The organism is Alkalinema sp. FACHB-956 (genome assembly GCF_014697025.1).
GTDB lineage: Bacteria > Cyanobacteriota > Cyanobacteriia > Leptolyngbyales > Leptolyngbyaceae > Alkalinema.
Genome location: NZ_JACJRC010000001.1, coordinates 336,471 through 359,385, shown reverse-complemented (window position 1 = coordinate 359,385; position 22,915 = coordinate 336,471). Strand labels below are relative to the sequence as shown.

General features: G+C 51.6%; 20 protein-coding genes. 11 read left to right on the top strand and 9 right to left on the bottom strand.

Annotated elements, in window-relative coordinates:
- Nucleotides 1–54: 54 nt before the first annotated feature.
- Nucleotides 55–1,170, bottom strand: a complete 1,116-nt coding sequence (gene minC, locus H6G21_RS01465) for a septum site-determining protein MinC (RefSeq protein ID WP_190569741.1) — start codon at nt 1,168–1,170, stop codon at nt 55–57.
- Nucleotides 1,171–1,317: 147 nt separating this feature from the next.
- Between minC and H6G21_RS01460 the strand changes: the two genes are divergently transcribed.
- From H6G21_RS01460 to H6G21_RS01445, 4 genes are all read left to right on the top strand, one after another.
- Nucleotides 1,318–2,136 carry a tetratricopeptide repeat protein gene (locus H6G21_RS01460; protein WP_190569739.1) on the top strand — a complete coding sequence of 273 codons (819 nt, stop codon included), beginning with the start codon at nt 1,318–1,320 and terminating at the stop codon, nt 2,134–2,136.
- A 91-nt stretch (nt 2,137–2,227) separates the two neighbouring features.
- Nucleotides 2,228–3,211, top strand: coding sequence for a DUF4351 domain-containing protein (locus H6G21_RS01455; RefSeq protein WP_190569737.1), 984 nt, complete (start codon nt 2,228–2,230; stop codon nt 3,209–3,211).
- A gap of 412 nt (nt 3,212–3,623) precedes the next feature.
- On the top strand, nt 3,624–3,836 hold the full coding sequence (locus H6G21_RS01450; protein ID WP_190569735.1) for a hypothetical protein: 213 nt from the start codon (nt 3,624–3,626) through the stop codon (nt 3,834–3,836).
- A 169-nt stretch (nt 3,837–4,005) separates the two neighbouring features.
- Nucleotides 4,006–4,395 carry a tautomerase family protein gene (locus tag H6G21_RS01445; RefSeq protein ID WP_190569734.1) on the top strand — a complete coding sequence of 130 codons (390 nt, stop codon included), beginning with the start codon at nt 4,006–4,008 and terminating at the stop codon, nt 4,393–4,395.
- Nucleotides 4,396–4,431: 36 nt separating this feature from the next.
- Here the strand turns inward: H6G21_RS01445 and hemW are convergent, their stop codons facing one another.
- Nucleotides 4,432–5,706, bottom strand: a complete 1,275-nt coding sequence (gene hemW / locus H6G21_RS01440) for a radical SAM family heme chaperone HemW (protein ID WP_347277958.1) — start codon at nt 5,704–5,706, stop codon at nt 4,432–4,434.
- Between the two features lie 234 nt (nt 5,707–5,940).
- Between hemW and H6G21_RS01435 the strand changes: the two genes are divergently transcribed.
- Nucleotides 5,941–7,020: a PIN/TRAM domain-containing protein gene (locus tag H6G21_RS01435; RefSeq protein WP_190569732.1), complete on the top strand. Its 1,080-nt coding sequence runs from the start codon at nt 5,941–5,943 to the stop codon at nt 7,018–7,020.
- 15 nt (nt 7,021–7,035) lie between these two features.
- Here H6G21_RS01435 and H6G21_RS01430 read toward each other — a convergent pair whose 3' ends face one another.
- Nucleotides 7,036–8,115: an ATP-dependent 6-phosphofructokinase gene (locus H6G21_RS01430; protein ID WP_190569731.1), complete on the bottom strand. Its 1,080-nt coding sequence runs from the start codon at nt 8,113–8,115 to the stop codon at nt 7,036–7,038.
- Nucleotides 8,116–8,190: 75 nt separating this feature from the next.
- On the opposite strand from H6G21_RS01430, the gene era reads away from it, so the two are divergent.
- Nucleotides 8,191–9,153 carry a GTPase Era gene (era, locus tag H6G21_RS01425; RefSeq protein ID WP_190569729.1) on the top strand — a complete coding sequence of 321 codons (963 nt, stop codon included), beginning with the start codon at nt 8,191–8,193 and terminating at the stop codon, nt 9,151–9,153.
- A gap of 831 nt (nt 9,154–9,984) precedes the next feature.
- Here the strand turns inward: era and H6G21_RS01420 are convergent.
- The 5 genes from H6G21_RS01420 to H6G21_RS01400 form a co-directional block, all read right to left on the bottom strand.
- Nucleotides 9,985–10,575 carry a Uma2 family endonuclease gene (locus H6G21_RS01420; protein WP_190569727.1) on the bottom strand — a complete coding sequence of 197 codons (591 nt, stop codon included), beginning with the start codon at nt 10,573–10,575 and terminating at the stop codon, nt 9,985–9,987.
- A 231-nt stretch (nt 10,576–10,806) separates the two neighbouring features.
- Nucleotides 10,807–11,142 (bottom strand): XisI protein, encoded by a 336-nt coding sequence (locus tag H6G21_RS01415; protein WP_190569725.1) that lies wholly within the window; start codon nt 11,140–11,142, stop codon nt 10,807–10,809.
- On the bottom strand, nt 11,130–11,546 hold the full coding sequence (locus H6G21_RS01410; RefSeq protein ID WP_190569723.1) for a XisH family protein: 417 nt from the start codon (nt 11,544–11,546) through the stop codon (nt 11,130–11,132). Before H6G21_RS01410 ends, H6G21_RS01415 begins: the two co-directional genes overlap by 13 nt.
- A gap of 95 nt (nt 11,547–11,641) precedes the next feature.
- Nucleotides 11,642–15,256, bottom strand: coding sequence for a methionine synthase (gene metH, locus H6G21_RS01405; RefSeq protein ID WP_190569721.1), 3,615 nt, complete (start codon nt 15,254–15,256; stop codon nt 11,642–11,644).
- 375 nt (nt 15,257–15,631) lie between these two features.
- The gene (locus H6G21_RS01400) at nt 15,632–16,237 is read right to left on the bottom strand and encodes a cytochrome b/b6 domain-containing protein (protein WP_190569719.1); all 606 of its coding nucleotides are present in this window, start codon (nt 16,235–16,237) and stop codon (nt 15,632–15,634) included.
- Nucleotides 16,238–16,856: 619 nt separating this feature from the next.
- On the opposite strand from H6G21_RS01400, the gene gap reads away from it, so the two are divergent.
- Complete coding sequence (gene gap, locus H6G21_RS01395; protein WP_190569717.1) at nt 16,857–17,882, top strand: type I glyceraldehyde-3-phosphate dehydrogenase; 1,026 nt, start codon at nt 16,857–16,859, stop codon at nt 17,880–17,882.
- Between the two features lie 217 nt (nt 17,883–18,099).
- Here gap and rsmI read toward each other — a convergent pair whose 3' ends face one another.
- Nucleotides 18,100–18,957 carry a 16S rRNA (cytidine(1402)-2'-O)-methyltransferase gene (gene rsmI / locus H6G21_RS01390; RefSeq protein WP_190570451.1) on the bottom strand — a complete coding sequence of 286 codons (858 nt, stop codon included), beginning with the start codon at nt 18,955–18,957 and terminating at the stop codon, nt 18,100–18,102.
- Between the two features lie 59 nt (nt 18,958–19,016).
- Between rsmI and H6G21_RS01385 the strand changes: the two genes are divergently transcribed.
- The 4 genes from H6G21_RS01385 to H6G21_RS01370 all read left to right on the top strand — a co-directional run bounded on the left by H6G21_RS01385 (nt 19,017) and on the right by H6G21_RS01370 (nt 22,786).
- Nucleotides 19,017–19,895, top strand: coding sequence for a PfkB family carbohydrate kinase (locus H6G21_RS01385; protein WP_190569715.1), 879 nt, complete (start codon nt 19,017–19,019; stop codon nt 19,893–19,895).
- A gap of 189 nt (nt 19,896–20,084) precedes the next feature.
- On the top strand, nt 20,085–20,873 hold the full coding sequence (gene aqpZ, locus H6G21_RS01380; RefSeq protein WP_190569713.1) for an aquaporin Z: 789 nt from the start codon (nt 20,085–20,087) through the stop codon (nt 20,871–20,873).
- A 265-nt stretch (nt 20,874–21,138) separates the two neighbouring features.
- Nucleotides 21,139–21,624, top strand: a complete 486-nt coding sequence (locus H6G21_RS01375) for a hypothetical protein (RefSeq protein ID WP_190569711.1) — start codon at nt 21,139–21,141, stop codon at nt 21,622–21,624.
- 298 nt (nt 21,625–21,922) lie between these two features.
- A complete protein-coding gene (locus H6G21_RS01370; RefSeq protein WP_190569709.1) occupies nt 21,923–22,786 on the top strand; it encodes a 3'(2'),5'-bisphosphate nucleotidase CysQ in 864 nt (287 codons plus the stop codon).
- Nucleotides 22,787–22,915 lie beyond the last annotated feature (129 nt).

Sequence of the window (22,915 nt, the reverse complement as noted above, 5' to 3'; positions counted from 1 at the left end):
GCGTTGAAACCCAGTGCTTCAAATGCTTATAGACTATAACACTCCCTTTTCGATTTACTTCAGGATAGGCCGGGAGAAATCCGCCGCGCTGGCGATACTAATTTTTCCTTGCGCGGTGACATAGGCGACTTCCGGAAAAATTTGGTTGGGTGGGTTCGACGGGCCACGGGCTACGAAATCGGCGATGCGAATTTGGGCGGGTTCCATTTTGAGCGCCATGACGATCGCGCTGGCATTGCCCGCTGATCCGGCATGGACAACCCCCCGCAGCCGTCCCCAGATCAAGATATCGCCCTCTGCCACGATCGAACTGCCAGGATTCAGGTCACCCATGACCACGACGGAGCCGTTATGACGAATTTCGACGCCCGATCGCAGGGTCATTTCTAAGTAGAGTGGTTCTGCGAGGGGGGGCGTATTTTCGCCATTGGCGGGTTTGGTGACTTGCAGACGGGGAATGGTTTGTTCGACGGAATAGCCTGCGGTGGCAGCGGCAACGGCGGTTTGGCGACGGGTGGTGTAGACGCGCTTCAGCCGCAGTTGGGCCTTGGTCAGCACTTCCGCGAGTTCCTGCAATTGAGTGCTGTTTAATAGCCGATCGCGGGCCATGACTCGTACATTACTGCCCGGTGCCCACGATCGGGCATCGCCATTCAAGCGTTGTTGAAGTTGCTGGATCAGTTCCGTCCAGGAGTAGCCTAGGGTTTTCTCTTTGTCCGTGGGTTCCGGCGGTAGGATGGCCCAGAGTTTACCCTGTTCTGTTTTGATGCGAATTTGGGCATTGGGGTCGATCGGGGCTTGGGGATCGCTTTGCGCCATTACGCCCGCAGGCACCTGGGTCACATCCGTGGGTGGATCATCGGCGTCGGGAATGTCGGAGTTGGGTAAATCGCTATGGGGTAAATCGCTATGGGGTAAATCGCTATGGGATGAATTGCTGGATACCGACTCTGGACTTGGGTTATCGGGGCTGGGGGTAGGAGGGGTAGAAGGGGTGGGAGAATCTGGAATCGGAGCACTGGCCGCAGGTGACTCCGGTGAGGCTGGGGCACTGGATGCTGGGTCGTTCACTGGGTCTTTGGGGGCAAAAGGGGGGGCCTCCGAGGGGGAAACAGGCGTAGATGCGGTACGCTCAGCGTTGGCGTCGGGGTGGGGAAGGTCGGCAGTCATGCTGAATGGGTAGATCGATGGGGGTCTCTATAGCAAGTCGCTAACTGTGAACTTTACCGTCCTGTTGAATCCGAGACAAGAGAGAATGATGGAATGAGCCGATCGGGGCTTGATTTTGAGAAGAACCTGTAACTTTAACGCTGTCCTATGGGAACCTCTTTGGCGGTTAATCAACAATCGTTTGCTACGGAAGTTTTAGAAAAATCCTACGAAAAGCCAGTATTAGTTGATTTCTATGCAACTTGGTGTGGGCCTTGCCAAATGCTGAAGCCCATCTTGGAAACGATGGTGCAGGAGTATGATTTTGTCCTAGCCAAGGTGGACATTGACGAAAATCCGGATTTGGCCAATACCTATGGGGTGTCCGGGGTGCCGGATGTGCGGATTGTGACGGAGGGTGCGGTGAAGCCCGGATTTGTGGGGGTGTTGCCGGAGCACCAAATTCGGCAATTGCTGGAACAACTGAGTTTACGATCGCAGCTGAATGCGGAACTGGAGGCGCTGTATGCGGAGGCGGCCCAGGGACAGGTGGCGGAATCGACGGCTAAGTTACAGGCTTTGCTGGAGAAATATCCCAATGACTATGGGTTGATTTTGGAAGCGGCCAATTTTTATCTAGAAGCAGGAAATCACGAAAAGGCGGAGACATTGTTGGGCATTATTCCGCAGTACGAGAAGGAATATGCGGCACGGGCGCGGGGGTTGCAGTCGTTGATTCAGTTTCAGCAAATTACGCAACTGGAAGTGCTGAGTGAGTTGGATGGGATGTATCAAACGGCAGCGCAGGCGGCTTTGGATCAGGATTATGAAGCAGCGTTGCAGGGCTTTTTGGCGATCGTGCAGCGTGATCGGTTATATCGCAATGATGCTGCGCGGCGTGCAATGCTGTCGCTGTTTGATTTGTTGGGGAATGATAATCCGTTAACCCATCAGTACCGCAAGCAACTGATGATGGCAATTTATTAATCCTGAACACCCGCGATCGAATTGAGTCGTTACAGTGGGGGTAGCGTGCTTGTGATACGATCGCACTACTCTCTAGGTCAAGTGATCGGTAATGGGCAACGAAACACTCCAACCAGATGAACAAGATTCACCGTGGAAAAAGGTGCTGCGGCTGTATTTTCGGGAGGCGCTAGACTTCTTTTTCCCGGAGATTGCGCAGGTTGTCGATTGGACAAAGCCGATCGAATTTCTGGACAAGGAATTGTTGAAACTGGCACCCACCGCCGTCATGGGCAAGCGGTACGCCGATCAATTGGTCAAACTGCACCGCAACCAGGGGCCAGATATTTACCTATTGATTCACGTTGAGATTCAAGCTGTGCCTGAAAAAGGCTTTGCCAAGCGGATTTACACCTATTCGTTTCGAATTTTCGATTATTTTGAACACCATGCCACGAGTATTGCAATTCTGTGCGATGGAAAACCGCATTGGCGACCGTCGCACTACAACGTAACGCAACCCGGAACAACGCTAAATTTTGAGTTCAGTACGGTGAAGTTGTTGGATTACCGCGATCGGTGGGCGGAGTTGGAGCGCAGCCAAAATCCCTTTGCCTGGGTGGTGATGGCCCATTTAAAGATGCAGGAAACCCGGCGGGATAAGCTGAGTCGGAAGGACTGGAAGCTGCGGCTGATCCGGTCTCTGCATGAGTCTGGCTATAATAAAACAGATGTGCTGAATCTGTTCAACTTCATCGATTGGATTTTGGGGTTACCCAAAGCGTTAGAGCATAAGTTTTGGCAAGAGTTGCAAGCCTACGAGGAGGAGCGCAAAGTGCCTTACATTACCAGCGTGGAACGAATTGGCTACGATCGGGGCAAGATTGAAGGCCGTCAGGAAGAAGCCCAACGATCGCTGGAACGGGAACGATCGCTGATCCTACGCTTACTTAGCCGTAAAGTTGGCTCCATCGACGATCTCATACTCGATCGCATCAACGTGCTATCGATCGAACACCTTGAATCCCTCGGTGAAGCGTTGCTGGATTTTGAATCGATCGATGACCTTACCAATTGGTTAAACAATCAGGATTAGACAGTAATTGTGGTTTCTCAGAATGTGGCAGACGAATAGCCCGATCGAATTTTCAACCATGCTGCTTTTCTGAAATGGAGAAATGTTGCTGAATATCACAGGATTGCAACAGGATGACAAAATTTCGGAATACGGTTGACAGAACCTGAGTTTGTCCGTAGGCTTGTTTCTCATAGCTGAGTACAACCGTGTTTCAACACCCCGATGGAATCAGCTTGTTTCCCGAAAATTAAGGCGCTACCCCACGTTGCTTGGACCCAACGGAGGGCAGCTAAACCCCCAAGCTGAAGCGACCAGCTCGGCGGTCTGACACGGATTGTAACATTCGATCGGGCCACCCTACTTGTCCTGCGCAAAAGGGTGGCTTTAATTTTTGGGGTTTCTTCCCGTCTTAACAATCAGGAGAAATCCCATGTTCATTGGCATGAGCGACCACGATCGCCCGATCGACGACACCCGCAGACCGCTCCAGTTCTACCTTCTCGGCACCCGCGAAGAAATTCAATCCACCATCAACCAACTGCAAGTGCTGCGGTTTTGCGAACGCATTCGCTGGAGTCCTCCCATTCCCGTCCTCGGCTCCGATTGGAAATACATCAGCATGATGGAACGCGATCACAATTAGCGATCGCCAGTCAGGGTTTAGACAACAGCAGCGATCGTCTCCCGTGATTCGATCATTTCTAGATCTCACTTCTTGGACAATCGACTGAGATGACCGAAGGAACTTTCCCGTGAAAATCGGCGGCTGGAGTGAAATAATTGAGGAAATTTCACTGCCTCTTTTACTTTCTATGCCACAAACAAAAATTCACGGCCAAGCGGAGTTCCTTCGTCAAAATCGATCGCGCCTTTCTGACATCATTCACGCTTGTATTGTTGAAGCATTCGCCTATCCGATCGAAAAACGGTTTCAGCGCTTTTTTCCCATGGAACCTGAGGATTTTATTTACCCCGCCGATCGATCGCCGCAATACATTGTGATTGAAATTAGCTTCTTTGCTGGACGCACAGTGGAAACCAAGAAAACACTAATCCGCTTATTGTATAAACGGTTAAGTCAAGAATTAGAAATGGCTGTCAATGACATTGAAATCATCCTCTACGAAATTCCCAAGGAACACTGGGGCGTACGCGGTGTACCCGGAGATGAATTAAATCTGGGCTACCAGGTCAACGTTTAGAGATCGGGTCGTTGACTTGAATTCATCACCCTTCTATCAAGTCCCAAAGGCTTCAAACAAGCTAACCAGCACAACATTGGAAAACAGAAAGCCCTCCGGTTCCGACAGGCTCATTCGATCGATCTCCTCCCAGGATACATCGGGGGGCAACCGTTTTCCCGTAGCATCCCAAGCCTCCACCCAGCCAGGAGCTTGGTAACGTTTCAAGCATTGCCAAACCTGTTCGATCGCTGAGTTGCCAAACTGTTGTCGCAGGTTTTCGATCGCCACCCCTTTTGCTAATCGTAAGCCAACCATGAGCGTTTCCACGAGACGATCGGAGGTGTGATCAATTTCACTTGCTAGCAATTCTGAGGGGATTTCAGGATTTTCCAGCCATTGATAATACGCCTCCCGCGTGCGCGGTCGGGCAAAACGCTGGCCGTTGACGTAACTGGTTGCGCCCATGCCAAAGCCATAGAACGATCGATTTTCCCAGTAGGTCAAATTATGGCGACAGGCATAACCGGGCTGGGCATAGTTGGAAATTTCGTAATGCTCATAACCCGCTGCTTGCAACGTGCGCGAGGCAAGGCGATACATGTCTGCGGTGGTTTCGTCCGTGGGCAGGGGCCGATCGCCCGGTTGGTAGCGCTTACCAAACACCGTCCCCGGTTCCAAGGTGAGGTCATAGGTGGAAATGTGGGTGGGTCGCAGGTCGATCGCGGCCTCTAACGACGCTTGCCACTGTTGCACCGTCTGGCTAGGCAACCCGGAAATCAAGTCCAGACTATAGTTGGTGATGCCGACCTCGTGAATTAATTCTGCGGAATGGTAAATATCTTCCACCTGATGGGTGCGGCCACAGACTTGCAGCAATTCCGGTTGAAAGGCTTGGGACCCCAGACTGACCCGCGTAATCCCCGCCGATCGATAGCCTTGGAGTTGGGCCCGATCGAAGGTGCCGGGGTCAATTTCGATCGAGATTTCGGCCCCCGGTGCAATGCCAAAGGTTTGATTCAGCGTCGTCAGCAGCCGATCGAGTTGTTGCGGTGTTAACAACGATGGTGTTCCCCCCCCGAAGAAGATGGTTTGCAACTGAGTGGGGAAAGGCTGGGTTTGGTAAGGCTGGGTTTGGCAAGGCTGCGTCGATCGCTGTGTAGTGCCACGGATTTCCCCACATAGCTTGTCCACATACTCCTGAATCATGCCAGAGTTGTGCCCCGTTTTGCGATCGCCCACCACAGAAATGGGAAAATCACAGTAGTAACAGCGCCGCCGACAAAAGGGGATGTGTAAATAGGCAGCGGTAATTGCGTCGTTATGCAACACGATCGTTATTAATTTTTAACGAAGCTCTACATTTGTAACATTTGGTTGGGTTATCTACACTCACCCAACATTACAATTCCATAAACCCGATAAACTCCCAAGATATAATGTTGCCTAAATACGCCCAAATCAGGGGTTTTCGCCTTTCCTAAACTCCTTCGACCCTTCATTTGATCCTTCATCTGATGGGTCTAGCTCACCACCCGCCAGACGAGACCTATCAGACCTAGACCTATGCTTGATGCAATTATCATCTTGGCTCTCATCCTAGCAGGCGCAGGGATCGGTTTCCATGGGATCGAAGCCCTGCCGATCAACCTTCAGGATCAAGTCACCAATCCGGAAGGGTTGCGGTTTGTGGTCAGCGGATTTGGGGCGCTGATTGGCACGGTGTTTGGGCTGTTGGTGCAAACCAGCTACCGACGACTGGAAAAGCAAATTAAGGACATGCCCGCCCATGTGTTGCTGGCCCGATCGGTGGGGTTGGTTCTGGGCTTGCTGGTGGCCAACCTGATGCTGGCTCCCATCTTTCTGTTGCCGATTCCGCCGGAGTTTGCCTTTATTAAGCCGCTGACGGCCATTCTAGGGAGCATTCTCTTCTCGGTGTCCGGCATGTCCTTGGCCGATACCCACGGTCGATCGCTGCTGCGGTTGATCAATCCCAGCAGTGTGGAATCGGTCTTGCTGGCCGAAGGGACGCTGAAACCGGCATCGGCCAAGGTCTTGGATACCAGCAGCATCATTGATGGGCGGATTGCTGAAATTTTGGCGACGGGCTTTTTGGAAGGGCAGTTGTTGGTGCCCCACTTTGTCCTGCAAGAGCTGCAACAGGTGGCCGATGCGTCGAATGACCAGAAACGGGCACGGGGACGGCGGGGCTTGGATATTCTGAACCAGATGCGATCGAAATATCCCGATCGGGTCGTGATTCACCCAGCGGACTACGAGGATATTCCCACAGTGGATGCAAAATTAGTGCGGCTGGCGATGGACATTAACGGAGCCTTGGTGACAACGGACTACAACTTGAACAAAGTCGCGCGGGTGCAGCAGGTGGCGGTGCTGAACTTGAACGATCTCTCCCAGGCGATTCGCCCCAGTTACCTCCCCGGCGACAGTTTGGATTTAAAAATCCTCAAGGAAGGCAAAGAACCTGCCCAGGGGATCGGTTACCTGGACGACGGCACAATGGTGGTCGTGGAAGATGGCCGCAGCTATGTGGGCGGGGAGTTGGAAGTGGTGGTGACCAGTGCGCTGCAAACCTCCGCAGGTCGCATGATTTTCGCCAAACCCAAATCCCTCGCCATGTCTTAGTGTTGGGGCTTAGTGCTATTCCCCTAGATAAATCCCAAGTCCCTTCGCGGTTTTCACCAACGTACTGACCGGATCGACGGCGTGGTAGTGGGCGATCCCATCCATGATCGGCACATCAATCACCGATCGTTGTTGCCATGCCACCATGCGATCGAATTTGCCCTCAGCCAGCAAGTCCACGGCTGCTACCCCAAAGGCCGAAGCTAGCAAGCGATCCAACGGCGAAGGGGTGCCCCCCCGCTGCACATGGCCCAGAACGGTAACCCGCGTTTCGGCCCCACTACAGGCGGAGATACGATCGGCCAGGTATTGTCCAATTCCCCCGTAGCGGCATTGGCCGAGGGCGTTGGTGGAACTGATGGTGTCCCCAGTTTCAGTGCGCACCGCTTCGGACACAATGATGAGGGAATAGTTTTTGCCCTTCGCTTGCCGCTCCCGGATTTTGTCGCAGACTTTGCTGATCGAATAGGGAATTTCTGGGATCAGGATAACATCGGCTCCCCCAGCGATTCCGGCGCTGATGGCAATGTGTCCTGCATCCCGACCCATCACTTCCAAAATCATGACGCGGGAGTGGCTGGCAGCGGTAAATTGCAGCCGATCGAGGGCTTCGGTAGCAATGTTGACAGCCGTGTCAAAGCCGATCGATCGCTCAGTGACGTCCACATCGTTGTCAATGGTTTTGGGAATGGCCACGAAGGGGATGTTGCCCAGTTGCATCAATTTGCGCAAAATCGCAATGCTGCCGTCCCCCCCAATGCCAATCAGTGCGTCTAGATTCAGCGATCGGTAATTTTCGATAATTTCATCGGAACGATCAATCACGGATCCGTCTTGCATGGGATAGGCAAAGGGATTGCCTTGATTGGTGGTGCCGAGAAAGGTGCCGCCCCCGGTGAGCCAGCGATCGACCTGTTCGATCGTTAACTCCATCACGTCGGGCGGACTGCACATCAAGCCTTGGGTGGCGCGGCAGATGCCCACCACTTCCCAATCGTAGGTGCCGATCGCGCGATAGACCACGGCCCGAATCACGGCATTCAGACCGGCGCAGTCGCCACCACTGGTTAAGATGCCAATGCGTTTAATACCCATAAGCCACTATACTCATACCCCAAATACACTACAATTTTTGAGTTGCGGCGCATTGATTGCCACTGAAATCACCGAATGAATGCAGATTTGCCAGCGTTTGATGACCTATCTCTAGGATTAGGCGGCGTTCCGATCGCGCCTCCAGACTTTCGATCGGGATTTGTCGGGATCATTGGTCGTCCCAATGTGGGCAAGTCCACGTTGATGAACGCTTTGGTGGGGCAGAAGATTGCGATTACTTCGCCCACAGCCCAAACGACGCGCAACCGCCTCAAGGGGATCCTGACCACACCGGAGGCCCAAATTATTTTCGTTGATACGCCAGGAATTCACAAACCCCACCACAAGTTGGGGGAAGTGTTGGTGAAAAATGCCCAGATGGCGATCCATGCGGTAGATCTGTTGGTGTTTGTGGTAGATGCCTCCACGGAATTGGGCGGGGGCGATCGGTTTATTGCGGATTTGCTCAACCAAACGGATGTTCCGGTGATTCTGGGCTTGAATAAGGCGGATCAGCAAGCGGAGTCTGACCAAGCCTACGATCGGGGCTATTTGGAACTCGCAGCCACCCGAGGCTGGCATACGGCTAAGTTTTCGGCGCTGACGGGTGCGGGGTTGGATTCGCTCCAGACGCAACTGATTGCGAATCTGGAAGAAGGCCCCTACTATTACCCGCCGGATCTGATTACCGATCAGCCGGAACGGTTCATTATGGGGGAATTAATCCGGGAACAAATTTTGCACCTGACCCGTGAGGAGGTGCCACATTCCGTGGCGATCGCGATCGAGAAGGTGTCGGAAGAGGAAAAAATCACCCGTGTGTTTGCCACGATTCATGTGGAACGGGATTCGCAAAAGGGAATTATTATCGGCAAAAAAGGCGCAATGCTAAAGACGATCGGAACGGAAGCCCGTCAGCAAATGCAAAAGTTAATCGAAGGCAAAATCGATTTGCAATTGTTTGTCAAAGTGCAACCGAAGTGGCGACAGTCACGGACTCGTTTGGCAGAATTGGGCTATCGGGTAGAAACCGAGTAGTCGAGCACACCTTTTAGTCGGGCACAGAGTAGGGTTCAGATGCATTCAATGCTTTGGTAGTCCTATTTCTTAAAGGATGAAGAATAATCAGACTTCGCCGAAAGCCTTGTAGAAAAGACCTTTCAGCTTAAGGTTATTTTTCTCTATCCTTTACGTCAGGGCACTACCAATGCTTTGTCTCATTCCTACGCTCAGGCAGGTGCAGTGATATGAGATGACACAATAAAGGTGAGAGCAGAATGGAACGTAGAAGATGTGTGGGATGAATGCCCACAAGGGAATCCTGATCACGACCTTGTGGGGCTAGCTCGATCGTTATAATCCGGATGATGTACGGGATTACGTTCGCTTACTACTCAGCATCTCTCAGCAGAGGCGATCGCGACTTTGCTGGAACATTTGCCCGATTATGTGAAGGTAGCTTTGGCGGAAAAGGCTGAGGAGTTGGAATGCCCGATGGAGGCTGTGATCGAAATGGCGATCGTGAATTTTCTGGATGATGAAGCTTTTAGCTTTGAGGATTGCTTGTTATCAAGGCGGTCAATAAATCATGACTAAAAGGTTCGGTTATCCAACCGCTATATGTGGTGTCCTCTACTGACAGCGATTTATGTACTTGTTAATTTAGTTAGTGTCTATTTTGGAAATGCTAAGTAATAAGTGGACAAACTCTACAGACACCATACCCCGAAAACCCAAAATGGGTGAGAGCAAAATGTTGGGGGACTTACGAATTATTATTGACCTCACGATCGGGGAAAGGCTTCATATGGGCATACCAATCCAAGCAGTCACATTAAAACCTTTATACCTGAACCAAAGACAAGACTCTCATTCAAAGACAACATTCTCATATAAATCTACCAAACTAATTTCAACCGAGATCGAAGTCAGCATAATTTGCTGATCCAAACCATCGTATTCTGTGAAAAGCCACTGATGGGAACCCTGTTTAACGTAATGTTCAACATGGGGCTGATATTGGTCAATTAATACATACTCTTGAAATGTAGAAATCGTCCGATACGCAGAAAACTTTTTATTTCGATCGTACGCCTCAGTCGAATCAGACAATACTTCAGCAATCAAAATTGGATTTATTACCGTATCTTTTCGTCCGGCTTGAAGCTCGATCGGACGCGGTAAGATCATGATGTCGGGATAGGCATAAATGTTGCGATCGGGAATCGCAAGACGTTGATCCGCAATAAAAAGATCGTAAGGCTTCCCCTTCAACCCTAACCACAGGAGTCCATTCATGTTACTGCTGATTTTATTGTGTGTCGGGGTTCCACCAGACATGGGCACAATTTCTCCATTCCAATATTCGCTACGAGTTTCGGCTGAAACCTCCAACTCAAGGTATTGTTCAGCCGTATAGGATTCGTTGTTGATGGCAGTTTTGTCTGTCGCAAGAACCATAGGTGATCGCTCCGCATTACTTTCAAGACCGGTCTCAATCCAAAGCGAACTTGGGGAATCGATCGGCAGAATCCCAAGAGATACCGATCGATTCCATTCTAGACGCTACGCACTAAAGTACTTCGCGACGGGGTGATAAACCACACAACTGTTGTTGATCGCGATCGATACAACTGCTCACTCTCATCAATAGGCGGGCTAATCCGATCGCACTGACTTCTATTAGCATCATCACGCGATCGCATAATCCGAACATTCCCGCATCGAAGGATGATGAAATCCAATCACCAACTCTTGCTTGGAAATTCCCATCTCTTCTAGATCTCGATCGATCTCAATATCCGTATTATTTTCCTGAACCCAAATCTTGCCATCTTTAATATCAAAATGAAAAATGCAAGTGTGAATGCGTTTATTCTTCTCCCAACCCGTCCTCAATAAAAGATAATGATCATGAGTTGTATCAACAATCACCTGCGTTTCCAAGCCTTCGCGTTTCGCACCATAATTGGCATAATTTGCCAGGAATTGTTGAAGGCATTGACGGTAGTATTCTAGTCTCTCCATAGCTCAATCTCCTGGGTTAACTTATCATACACAATCAGCTTGATTGGATAGTCACGCAGCGTTGCTTGAATTAGAACCTCTTGAAATAATGATTCGTAGGTTGCTATGGGAATTGCTAAGTAAAGCGAACGATCGGGTTCCTCCAACTTCAAAGCAACTTTGTAAGTCAAGTACTGACCTAGTGCAGCATAGAATGCCGTGATTTTGGAAGTATTCACAAAGCTCTTCACTTCGATTGCGATTTTTTGTCCTTCCTTTTCTGCGGCAATTAACGGCTCTGCTGCCAAATCAATCTGGATGTTCACATCACCGATGCTTAGATAAAGCGGATCATCTGTAATCACCCAACCCGATTGGCTTAAAGCCTGTTTAACTAAGTCATGGAACAAGTCCTTACGGGGCATTAGGTTCTACTCCCTACATTTTGGCACAAAGAACTAGCCCTGGGGTAATGCCTCATGGCCATCGCCCCAGGGAAATCCATCACGCGAACTCGTTCCTACGCACTAAAGTACTTCGCGACGGGGTGATACACTACAAACGCTGTCGTGGATTGCTCCGGATACAACTGCTCACTCTCATCAATGTGCATCCCAATCCGATCGCACGCCAACAACTGCAACTGCGGCACCTGATCCATCACGTTCGGACAAGCGGGATACCCAAAGCTATAGCGCGAACCCTGATAGCGTTGCGCCAACATATCGCGAATATTATCCGGCTCCAACTCGCCATAGCCCAACTCCCGACGAATCCGCGCGTGACTCCACTCCGCCAGCGCTTCCGCCAACTGCACCGCCATCCCGTGGAAATAGAGATAATCGGTGTAGCTATTGCCCTTGTAGAGTTCCTGCGCCTTCTCCGTCGCAATTTCCCCCATCGTCACCGCCTGCATCGGCAACACATCAAACGTATTTTGTTCGATCGGGCGAAGGAAATCAGCAATGCAAAGACGACGCAAGGACTTCTGGCGCGGGAATTGCCAAGTCACGAACGGAGTTGCAGTTTGCGGCGTTAAGCCCTGCTCAATTACCAAGGGATCGTACACATGCACCGAATTGCCTTCCGCCGCACAGGGGAAATAGCCATAGACCAACGTCGGTTCTAGCCATTGCTCATTGCGGAGTCTCGCTTTCCATTCCTCCAATACCGGATATACCTTCTCCGCCAGGAACGCATCGTACTCCTCACGGGACTGTTCCTTCGGTTTACGGAACTGCCACTGCCCCGCAATCAGCGCTTGCAAATCCATGTGCCAGAAGAGTTCTTCTAGATTTAACTCTGCTGCTGTGAGAATCTTGGTGCCCCAGAAGGGTGGCGTGGGTCGTGGAATCTCAATGTCCACCGCCTCCGATCGCACCGTATCAATCACCTCCGGCTCATCGGACTTCGGCGCAACATCCCCGTTCAGTTCCCGTTCCGCCTGTTCGATCGCCTTTTTGCCCTTTTGGTTAAATTGGGCAAATTCTCCGGTGAATCCTTCCGTATCGCTCCAAGCCTTCTGCTGTTTGGCAGGCATGAGCCGATCCATAAAGGTCAAATCGGCAAAGGCATCCTTCCCGTAAATCACTTGCCCGTTGTAGGCATCCTGACAATCACCATAGACGAACTTAGGCGTCAGGGCTGCCCCTCCCAAAATCACCGGAACCGTAATACCCTTCTCATTGAAGACCTCCAGATTCTCTTTCATGAATGCTGTAGACTTCACTAACAAGCCACTCATGGCAATGCAATCGGGTTTGTGTTGTTCGTAGGCATCCACGATCGCGTCAACGGTTTGTTTAATGCCTAAGTTAACAACCTTGTAACCGTTGTTAGTCAGGATGATATCCACGAGGTTTTTACCAATGTCATGGACATCCCCCTTAACGGTCGCAATCAGGAATTTACCTTTGCCCCGATCGTCCGTTTCTCCTTCCACCTTCTCCATAAAGGGTTCCAGAAACGCCACCGCTGACTTCATGGTTTCCGCTGACTGCAACACAAAGGGCAATTGCATTTGACCGGAGCCAAACAATTCCCCCACCACTTTCATACCATCTAGCAGGAAGGTATTAATAATATCCAGCGCTTTGTGGCCTTCCTCTAGGGCAATCTTCAAAGCGTCATCTAAACCAATCCGCTCACCGTCGATAATGTGTTGCTTCAGGCGTTGGTCGATCGGTAAATCAGCGAGGGAACTGCTGGCTCGGGCATCCTTTGTACTGACCCCGGCAAAGACTTCCGTCAGCTTAGTTAACGGATCATAGGTGCAGATATTGCCGTCAAACGCGCGATTGTCGTAGATCAAATCCCGGCAAACTTTCTGGTGTTCCTCGCTGATTTTCGATAATGGCAAAATCTTGGCAGCGGAGACGATCGCGCCATCCATGCCCACCTGCATCGCCTCATGGAGGAACATGGAATTCAACGTAATCCGCGCCGCTGGACTTAAGCCGAAGGACACGTTGGAAACCCCCAGCATGAAATGCACACCGGGTAGATTTTCCCGAATCATGCGGATGGATTCGATCGTGGCTTTGGCATTTTCCCGGTCTTCCTCAATCCCGGTGGAAATGGGTAAGGCTAAGGTATCGTAGAAAATTTCATGGGGCGGAATGCCAAACTCCACCGCATCCCGGTAGGCCCGCTGGGCGATTTGGAATTTTTTCTCCGCCGTGCGCGCCATGCCCTCTTCGTCAATGCAACCGATGACGACCCCGGCCCCGTATTCCTTGGCCAGTTCCAACACCTTGAAGAAGCGCTCGTCGCCATCTTCGTAGTTGGTCGAGTTCAGAATGCACTTGCCGCCCGCTACCTTGAGGCCCGCTTCCATCTTCGTCCATTCCGTGGAGTCGAGCATCAAGGGCAACGTTGTATTCGTCACCAATCGCGAAACCAATTCCTTCATGTCTCGCTCACCGTTGCGCCCCACGTAGTCTACGTTGACATCCAAAACGTGTGCGCCTTCTTTGACCTGCGATTTCGCGATCGCGAGCAAGCCATCCCAATCATCTTCGTTGAGCAATTCCCGCACTTTCTTGGAACCGCTGGCGTTCAAGCGTTCGCCCACAATCAGGAACGAATTGTCCTGCTCGTAGGGTTGGGCGGAATAGATGGAAGCTGCTGAGGGGGTATATTGCAACGGCTCCCGCGTGGTGGGATTTTCTGAAATGCGCACCGATCGCGGCTTGGGCGTCATTTCAGCGGCCAACTCGGCCAAGGCTTGGATGTGGCTGGGTCGGGTTCCACAGCAGCCCCCGATGACCTGCACGCCCCAGTCTTCGATAAATTTATGCAACGCCATGCGCATTTCTAGCGGCGTCAGTTTGTAGTGGGCATGGCCACCGATATTTTCCGGCAACCCCGCGTTGGGAATGCAGGAGACGACAAACGGGGCATTTTCCGTTAGATACTTAATATGTTCCGCCATGCGATCGGGGCCAGTAGCACAGTTCAGCCCCAAGACATCAATCGGGTAGGGTTCCAAAATCGCCAGCACACCCGAAATATCCGTGCCCACCAACATCGTGCCTTGAACTTCCATCGTCACGGACACCATCAAGGGCAACCGCGATCCTTTTTTGGCAAAGACGGATTCGATCGCGTTCAACGCGGCCTTGATCTGCAACACGTCCTGACAGGTTTCGACGATGAATAGATCCACACCCCCGTCGTATAAGCCCTCGGCCTGGGTGGTGAAGCTTGCCTTGAGTTCGTCGTAGGTGATGTGACCGAGGGTAGGGAGTTTGGTGCCAGGGCCGATCGAACCCGCGACAAAGCGAGGCTTCTCTGGTGTGGAAAACTCATCAGCACAACGGCGGGCCAATTCAGCGGATTTTTTGCTCAACTCGTAGGCCCGATCAGCCAGATCATACTCCGCCAGCACCAGCGGACTGGACCCAAAGCTATCGGTTTCGATCACATCTGCGCCCGCCGCAAGGAAATCCCGGTGAACCTTGGCGATCGCCTCCGGTTTCGTCACGACCAAATATTCATTGCAGCCTTCATACTCCGCGCCCCCAAAATCCTCTGCGGTGAGATTTTGGGATTGGATATTGGTGCCCATTGCGCCATCAAAGACAAGGACGGGACGCTCAGGGCTGTGAAGACGCTCAAGAAATCGGCTGTTCATAGGGCAAGTTCCACGCGACTGCGGTTTGCAAGGGGAATTGAAAGATCGGAAAAAACGCGAGAAACGTTTTTCCACATTTCTTCAGTATTGCGATCGAAGCTTGCTGGGCAAAGTCTTCCTCCGCAACCTTACAAAAACTACATCTTTACTTTGACATATCCTTTTGCCACAGACTACTGGACTCTGGGGAGAAGGCCAATGGTTGATCCCCGATCGCCCTTGCCTACGCTGGATTCCAGCATACCAGCCGATCCCCAAGGGAATATCGATTCTGCACAGTCGAATCCAGGCGAACCCAGGCGAACCCAGGCGAACCTGGGGTGACCGATCGTGCAGCTACGGGATCGGCTAGCAGTGACATCTCGGCCAGCAGTGCTATTTCAGCCAGCCGCGATCGACCAACCATTGCTTAGCTTGGGCCGGCCATAGCTGGGGACTATCTTCTGGGCGATATTTAATAGAGGCCATGGACAGCAGTAGTGGCGTTCCCCCAACTTTGATCCCCATCAACAGGTGCAAGCCAAGGCAAATGAAGAGTACTAACCAACTGATCAGATGGGCTAGGTAGGCACTGTGATCTACTTGCCCCATTGGTAGCCAGGTTTCGTCCATCAGCTTACCCGACCCCCAGGCCATCCAGGCTGCCAACAGGATCGCTGTATTCGTCAGCCGATGCAGCGTCACCCACCAAATCGGCTTGTTCACCTGACTTAACTTGCCTAGGGCCTTGTATCCTGCCAAGCGCCGTTGGCCTAGGGTGAGGCTGTAGAGGGCAAACAGCGGTAGAAAAAGGAAAAACGTCAGCCCGATCGTGCCGTGAATGTCGATAATCGCATTAATTCTGGGGATCGCCAGCTTGCCCCAGCGCCCATCAAACTGGTTATAGACGCAATAGCCGCTGATGAGAGCCAGGATGACCAAAATACTATTTACGCCATGGAGCAGACGCAGTAAAAGGGGTTGATAGGGTTTGGTTGGCATGGAGATTAGGTGCACGTGAGCAATTACCCAAACCATGATAAGCCCTGATCCCACCCCCTTGGGGCCTTTCGCCTCCTGTCAACCATCCTGGAACAAATTAACGAAAAGCTTACGAATTCCGATCCCCAGACAGAGAGGCGGTATCGTGAATGCTGAATGATTCCCAACCCTCTCTTTGTCCCCTTGCATAGCTTCGATCGTTGTTTTGCAAAATTGCTCGGTGATTTCGATCGTTCATTTTTCAACATTTCCTAGTAACTCACAATCTCAACTCACAATCTCAACTCACAGTCTTAGTCGAGCAAAAATATCGTCCTCAGTAGAGCAAAAATATCGTCGATCGCAGCGGTTTCGATCCCCCTAAATCCCCCTTAATTAAGGGGGACTTTGAACAAAATAAGGGGGACTTTGAACAAACCCGCATTTGCGATTCTCCTAATTTGAATTTCCAGTTCCCTCTCTATTTCCGGTTCCCCCTTTATTAAGGGGGGCTGGGGGGATCCACCACGTCGCGATCGACGAATGAATTCTAGGTAGGTGCGTACCAGCACTGCGGTTAACACCACTCAATTTTTGAACATTTTGTCACTCACACATTCTGACATTCAGGAGAGATCCCATGGCCGTTAAGATTGGTATCAATGGATTTGGACGCATTGGACGTTTGGTATTGCGGGCTGGATTTGACCACCCAGAAATTGAATTCGTCGGAATTAACGACCTTGTTCCGCCCGATAATTTGGCCTATTTATTGAAATACGATTCCACCCATGGCACGCTGCACCAATCGATCGAATCCACCCCAGAAGGAATTGTCGTCAATGGGCAATTAGTGGCTTGTACCGCGATTCGTAATCCCGCAGAACTGCCCTGGGATAAATTGGGCGTTGATTATGTTGTGGAATGCACGGGATTGTTTACTGACCACGAGGGGGCGTCCAAACACCTGCAAGCGGGAGCGAAGCGCGTTGTCATTTCCGCTCCGACGAAGGATCCCGAGCGTGTCAAAACCTTACTCATGGGCGTCAACCACGACAGCTTTGATCCCCAAGTGGACACGATCGTGTCCAACGCCAGTTGCACCACCAATTGCCTCGCCCCGATCGCGAAAGTGTTGAACGATAAGTTTGGCATTGCGGAAGGCTTGATGACCACCGTGCACGCCATGACCGCCACCCAGCCCACGGTGGATGGCCCCAGTAAAAAAGACTGGCGCGGAGGCCGGGGTGCGGCGCAAAACATCATTCCTGCCTCCACCGGAGCGGCTAAAGCCGTGGCGTTAGTGTTACCGGAACTGAAAGGGAAACTAACGGGTATGGCCTTCCGGGTGCCCACGCCCGATGTCTCGGTGGTTGACCTCACGTTTAAAACGGAAAAAGCAACGACCTACACCGAGATTTGCGATGCGATGGAAGCCGCTTCCCACAATGGTTTAACGGGCATTTTGGGCTATACCGATGAAGAAGTCGTTTCCACCGATTTCCAAGGCGATTCCCACTCCAGCATTTTTGATGCGGGGGCGGGAATGCAATTGAACGACCATTTCTTTAAAGTAGTGGCCTGGTATGACAATGAGTGGGGCTATTCCAACCGGGTGGTGGATTTAATTCTGCACATGGCTAAACAAGATGGCTTGATTGCCTAGGATCTGCCTAGGAATGACTCGATCTCGCCTCGATCTCTTCCTAGTACCCCTGAGAATTCGATCCCCCTAGCCCCCCGTAATAAGGGGGGGACTAGAGAAAATCAAAGAAAGTCCAAGAATCAGATTTAAAATCTCTAGTCTGAGCCTAAATTCACTCAAAGTCCGCCTTATTAAGGGGGACTTAGGGGGATCGAATCTTTCGCAATGACAAGTGAATTCAGTCTACCTCGTCCTCATCCGGCAATTCCAACGCTAGTTGGTACAACGGACGGCGAGCCATTCCAGTCTGTTGGGCTAACTGACGACTGGCCTGAGATCGGGATATCCCCTGACGCAATAACGCCAGCAACTCTGCTTTCAATACAGCCTCCGTTAGCTCCACGGTTTTCGGAACAGTACCCGCGACGATCAAGGTATATTCGCCTTGGGGTTCGCGGGTTTTGTAATGTTCAATCGCGGCAGCAATCGTCCCGCGCCAAAATTCCTCATGGAGCTTCGTCAGTTCCCGCGCGATCGTCATGGCCCGATCGTCCCCAAAGGCCAACTGAAACGATGCTAGGGTATCGCGTAAACGGTGGGGCGCTTCGTAGAAAATTAAGGTGCGGGTTTCCGTTTGCAAGGCTTCCAAGGCCCGATCGCGCTCCTTCGTTTTTGCAGGCAGAAATCCCTCAAAGGCGAAGCGATCGGAAGGTAACCCCGAAGCTGCCAAGGCCGTAATCGCTGCCGTCACGCCCGGAATTGGGACGACAGGAAATCCCGCCTCGGCACAGGCTTTCACCAATTCATAGCCCGGATCCGAGACACAGGGCATTCCTGCATCGGTGACGAGGGCGATCGATTTCCCCTGCTGCAAGCGATCGAGCAACTCCGGGATCCGCGCTGTGCGATTGTGTTCGTGGTAGCTCAGTTGTGGGGTTTTGATTTGGAAGTGCTGGAGCAGCTTACCCGTGTGGCGGGTGTCCTCCGCTGCAATCCAATCCACCTGTTGCAATACCTGAATGGCCCGAAAGGTCATGTCCTCCAGGTTGCCGATCGGCGTTCCGACGAGATATAACGTGCCTGCACAAATTTCCATGGAGGAATCATAGGCGAAAATGGGCGATCGGAGGACAGATTGCTGGGAGGAGAAAACCAATGGCACGGGGATTATTTATCGGATTAACCACCGTGGATTTTATCTACCTGGCAGAGGCACCGCCCCAGGCCAATCAGAAAGTAGTGGCGATCGAATCACTCATTTCCGCTGGGGGGCCTGCGACCAATGCGGCGGTGGCCTTTGCAGCCCTGGGAGGCGCGGCGACGTTGCTGAGTTCGGTGGGCCAGCACCCGATTACGTCGCTGATTCACGCTGATTTGGAAAGCTGTGGGGTGCGCTTGATGGATTTAACTCCGGAGCAGACGGCGTCGCCCCCGGTGTCGTCGATTGTGATCACCCAGGCCACGGGCGATCGATCGGTCATTTCCCTGAATGCCCAAAGAACTCAGGTTCCTGCCGATAGTCTTCCCCAGGAACCCTTACAAGCGCTGTTAGCTGATACCGATGTTGTTTTGATCGATGGGCATCAGATGGCCTTGAGTGCTGCGATCGCCCAGGAAGCGAAACGCTTAGGGATTCCTGTGGTCATCGACGGCGGTAGTTGGAAACCTGGATTTGACACCGTGTTGCCTTTTGTAGAGTATGCCATTTGTTCCGCCAATTTCCAGCCTCCCGGTTGCGCGACCCAGGCGGACGTGTTCGCCTACCTGCGACAGTTTGGCATTCAGACCATTGCCATAACCCAAGGGGCAGGGCCGATCGTGTGGTGTGATTTGGCACATCCAACGCTGCAAGCTCGACAACCGCCGTCGATCGTGCCTGTAGACACCCTGGGGGCTGGTGACATTTTCCATGGAGCCTTTTGTCACGCCATTTTACAGCAAAATCTTATAAATTCCTTAGATTTCGCAGGAAAAACGGCAGCTTTCGCCTGTAGGTTCTTAGGGACTCGGTCTTGGAGCTTAGAACTTCCTTAGGATAGAGGTATTTGATCAATAAATCGATTTGGATAGATAGATGTAACGCAGAATTACAATGGTATTCCTACGGTAATTGCCATTGTAGTTCCAGGGGTTATCTGGATTCAACGATCGTAGAGCTCAGTAGTTCTCCTTAGATTCTTCTCATTATCAAAGTATTAATTCAAACAAAATGGAGTCTTGCCTATGTCATTAATGAAACGCTGTGCCGCAGAATTTTTTGGGACGTTTTGGCTCGTTCTTGGCGGGTGCGGCAGTGCCGTACTGGCTGCGAGTTTTACTTCGTCTACGCTGGCGGATAATGCGGGCAAAGTGATTGGCACCCTACCCACGGGAATTGGTGCGTTGGGGGTCGCGATCGCCTTTGGTTTATCTGTGCTCACCATGGCCTACGCGATCGGTCACATTTCCGGCTGCCATCTCAATCCGGCAGTTTCCTTTGGACTGTGGGCGGGCAAACGCTTTCCGGCCTCTGACCTGTTACCCTACATCGTGGCTCAGGTGCTCGGTGCAACGGCGTCCGCTGGCGTTATCTTTTTGATCGCCAGTGGCCGACCTGATTTTGCCTTGACTGGCAGCAATCCCCTGGCAACGAACGGGTTTGGCGTCCATTCCCCAGCGGGCTACTCCCTCGCTGCTTGCCTGATCACCGAGATTGTGATGACGTTCTTCTTCTTGATGATTATTTTGGGTTCCACCGATCGGCGTGCCCCCCAAGGACTGGCTCCTGTGGCGATCGGGTTGGGCTTAACCCTGATTCACTTAATTAGCATTCCGGTGACGAATACGTCTGTGAATCCGGCTCGCAGTACTGGCCCCGCGATTTTTGCGGGTGCAGAGTTGTTTAGCCAAGTTTGGTTGTTTTGGGTTGCACCCATTGTGGGGGCTTTGCTAGCAGGTTGGGTGTATAACGCCCTCTTTAGCGATGCTAGCGAATCTCGCCTTGCCGATCGAGAGCAAGCCCCCCTCGCTTAGGCAGATGCTAGGCTAGCCAGTTTGAACGTTTGAGCTTTGAAAACTTGAGCTTTGAAAACTTGAGCTTTGAACGTTTGAACACTTCTAGAGGCGTTCCCTCGGGGACGTCTCTTTTTTTCGGGTGGGTTGCAGAGTTGCCCCATCGTGCATCATGCAGGATGGAAATAGCAGGATTTCGATGATCTGACCACGCGATCGCGCTAGCACTGGTTTCCCCCAACGTCTATAATTGTTAATCGTTTCGTTACATTTCCGGAGATACCCTATGGAAGGTCGTTGGAGGGAAGGTCGTTGGAGTGGACTGAATCGACAGCAGCACCTCTGGATAGCCGCATCCATTTGGACCTTAGTGGGCGCAGGCTTGCTCACCATGGGCAGTGTATTTTGGTTCCATTTTCCGTACCTGGGTGATTTGGATCCCCGTCATCTCAGCATTGGCGCGATCGCCCTGGCCGTGGGCCTGATGAAAGGCAAACTGGTGCTGGATAAAACCGCTGGACGGGTCATCGATCGGGTGGACAGCCTCCAGGAACCGAATCCGTTGAAGAGTATTTTCCAAATGTTTGGAGCCAAAACGATCGGGCTGATTGTAGCCATGATGGGCATTGGTATTGTCTTACGGGCAGCGGGCGTCAGCTTTGAAGTGCGAGGTTTAATTTATTTAGCGGTGGGGGCTGGGTTGCTCTGGAGTTGCCGTCGCTACTGGGTTTCGGCCTTTGCACCGATCGCTCAACCCGCCCAGGATGCTTGAGGCTTGAGACGGAATTTCTCAGCGAGTAAACCGCAAGGTCTGAGAAATGGGTCTGAGAAATGGGTTTGAGAAATGGGTCTGAGAAATTGGATCTGAGAAATAAACCTGAGGCATGAGCTTGAGCAATTCAGTCTGACAGGTTGGTCTGAGGTCAAGATATCAATCGACACAGATTAAACGAAATTGATAAGAAAGAATACACTAGTGGGGCATGGCGCTGCTATGCCTTTTTTGTTGGATTATCGTTCTTAACAGAATAAGAATCTAACATTGTTGGTTGGAATGGGTAGGGAACAGTATGGCGATCGCAGAACGCTTAGGAGAATTTCGTAATCTAGCGCGTACCGTGGGCTGGCAGGCGGCGGATATTTTATTACAGGCGCGATCGGGCGGCTTTGAGGTCAAGGGCACAAGTGAGAGTCCCGTAACGAGTGCCGATCTAGCGGCAAATCAACATATTCTAACGATGTTGCAGTTCCAATTGGGATTGGATGATTTTGCCTATCTCAGTGAAGAGACCTTTAAAACGCAAGACCCCAAGGAAAGACTTGGGAAGGATTGGGTTTGGGTGATTGATCCGTTGGATGGCACTAAGGATTACATCAATAACACCGGAGAATATGCCGTACAGATTGCACTGACGCACCAAGGGCGTCCGGTGGTGGCGGTGGTGGCTTGTCCGGCGATGGGCAAGCTGTATAGCGCGATCGCAGGAAAGGGCACCTTGGTAGAACAGCAAGGCGGTAAGCCCAAATCAGCGAAGGTGAGTCGGAAAAAGACGATCGAAGAAATGATTTTAGTGACTAGTCGTAGTCATCGAAGTCCATCCCTAGAGGCGTTATTAAAGCAATTAACGGTTGCTTCTCAAGTTTCGATCGGCAGTGTGGGTTGTAAGATTGCAGCAATTGTTGATCAAACGGCTGATTTATATATTTCTCTATCGGGTCATTCTGCACCCAAAGATTGGGATTTTGCGGCTCCGGAGTTGATTTTGCAGGAGGCGGGCGGACTGTTAACGCGGTTCGATCAGTCTGTGTTGCGGTACAACCAAGCGGATGTGAGTCAATGGGGCGGTCTTGTGGGCAGTAATGGGCAGGCCCACCGGATCCTTTGCCAACAGCTTCAGACGGCATTCGCGGAGCTCGATCGGGGTCAAAATTGAACGACGGGGGCAGAAAAATCTGTCCTGTCAGTCTTGCCATTGATTAGGCACTCGCGAAGAAGTGCAGGCAGCGGTTAATCAGTTACACGTTTTGCGATTTTCCAATTCTGCTATGCAGGGACTTCGCGA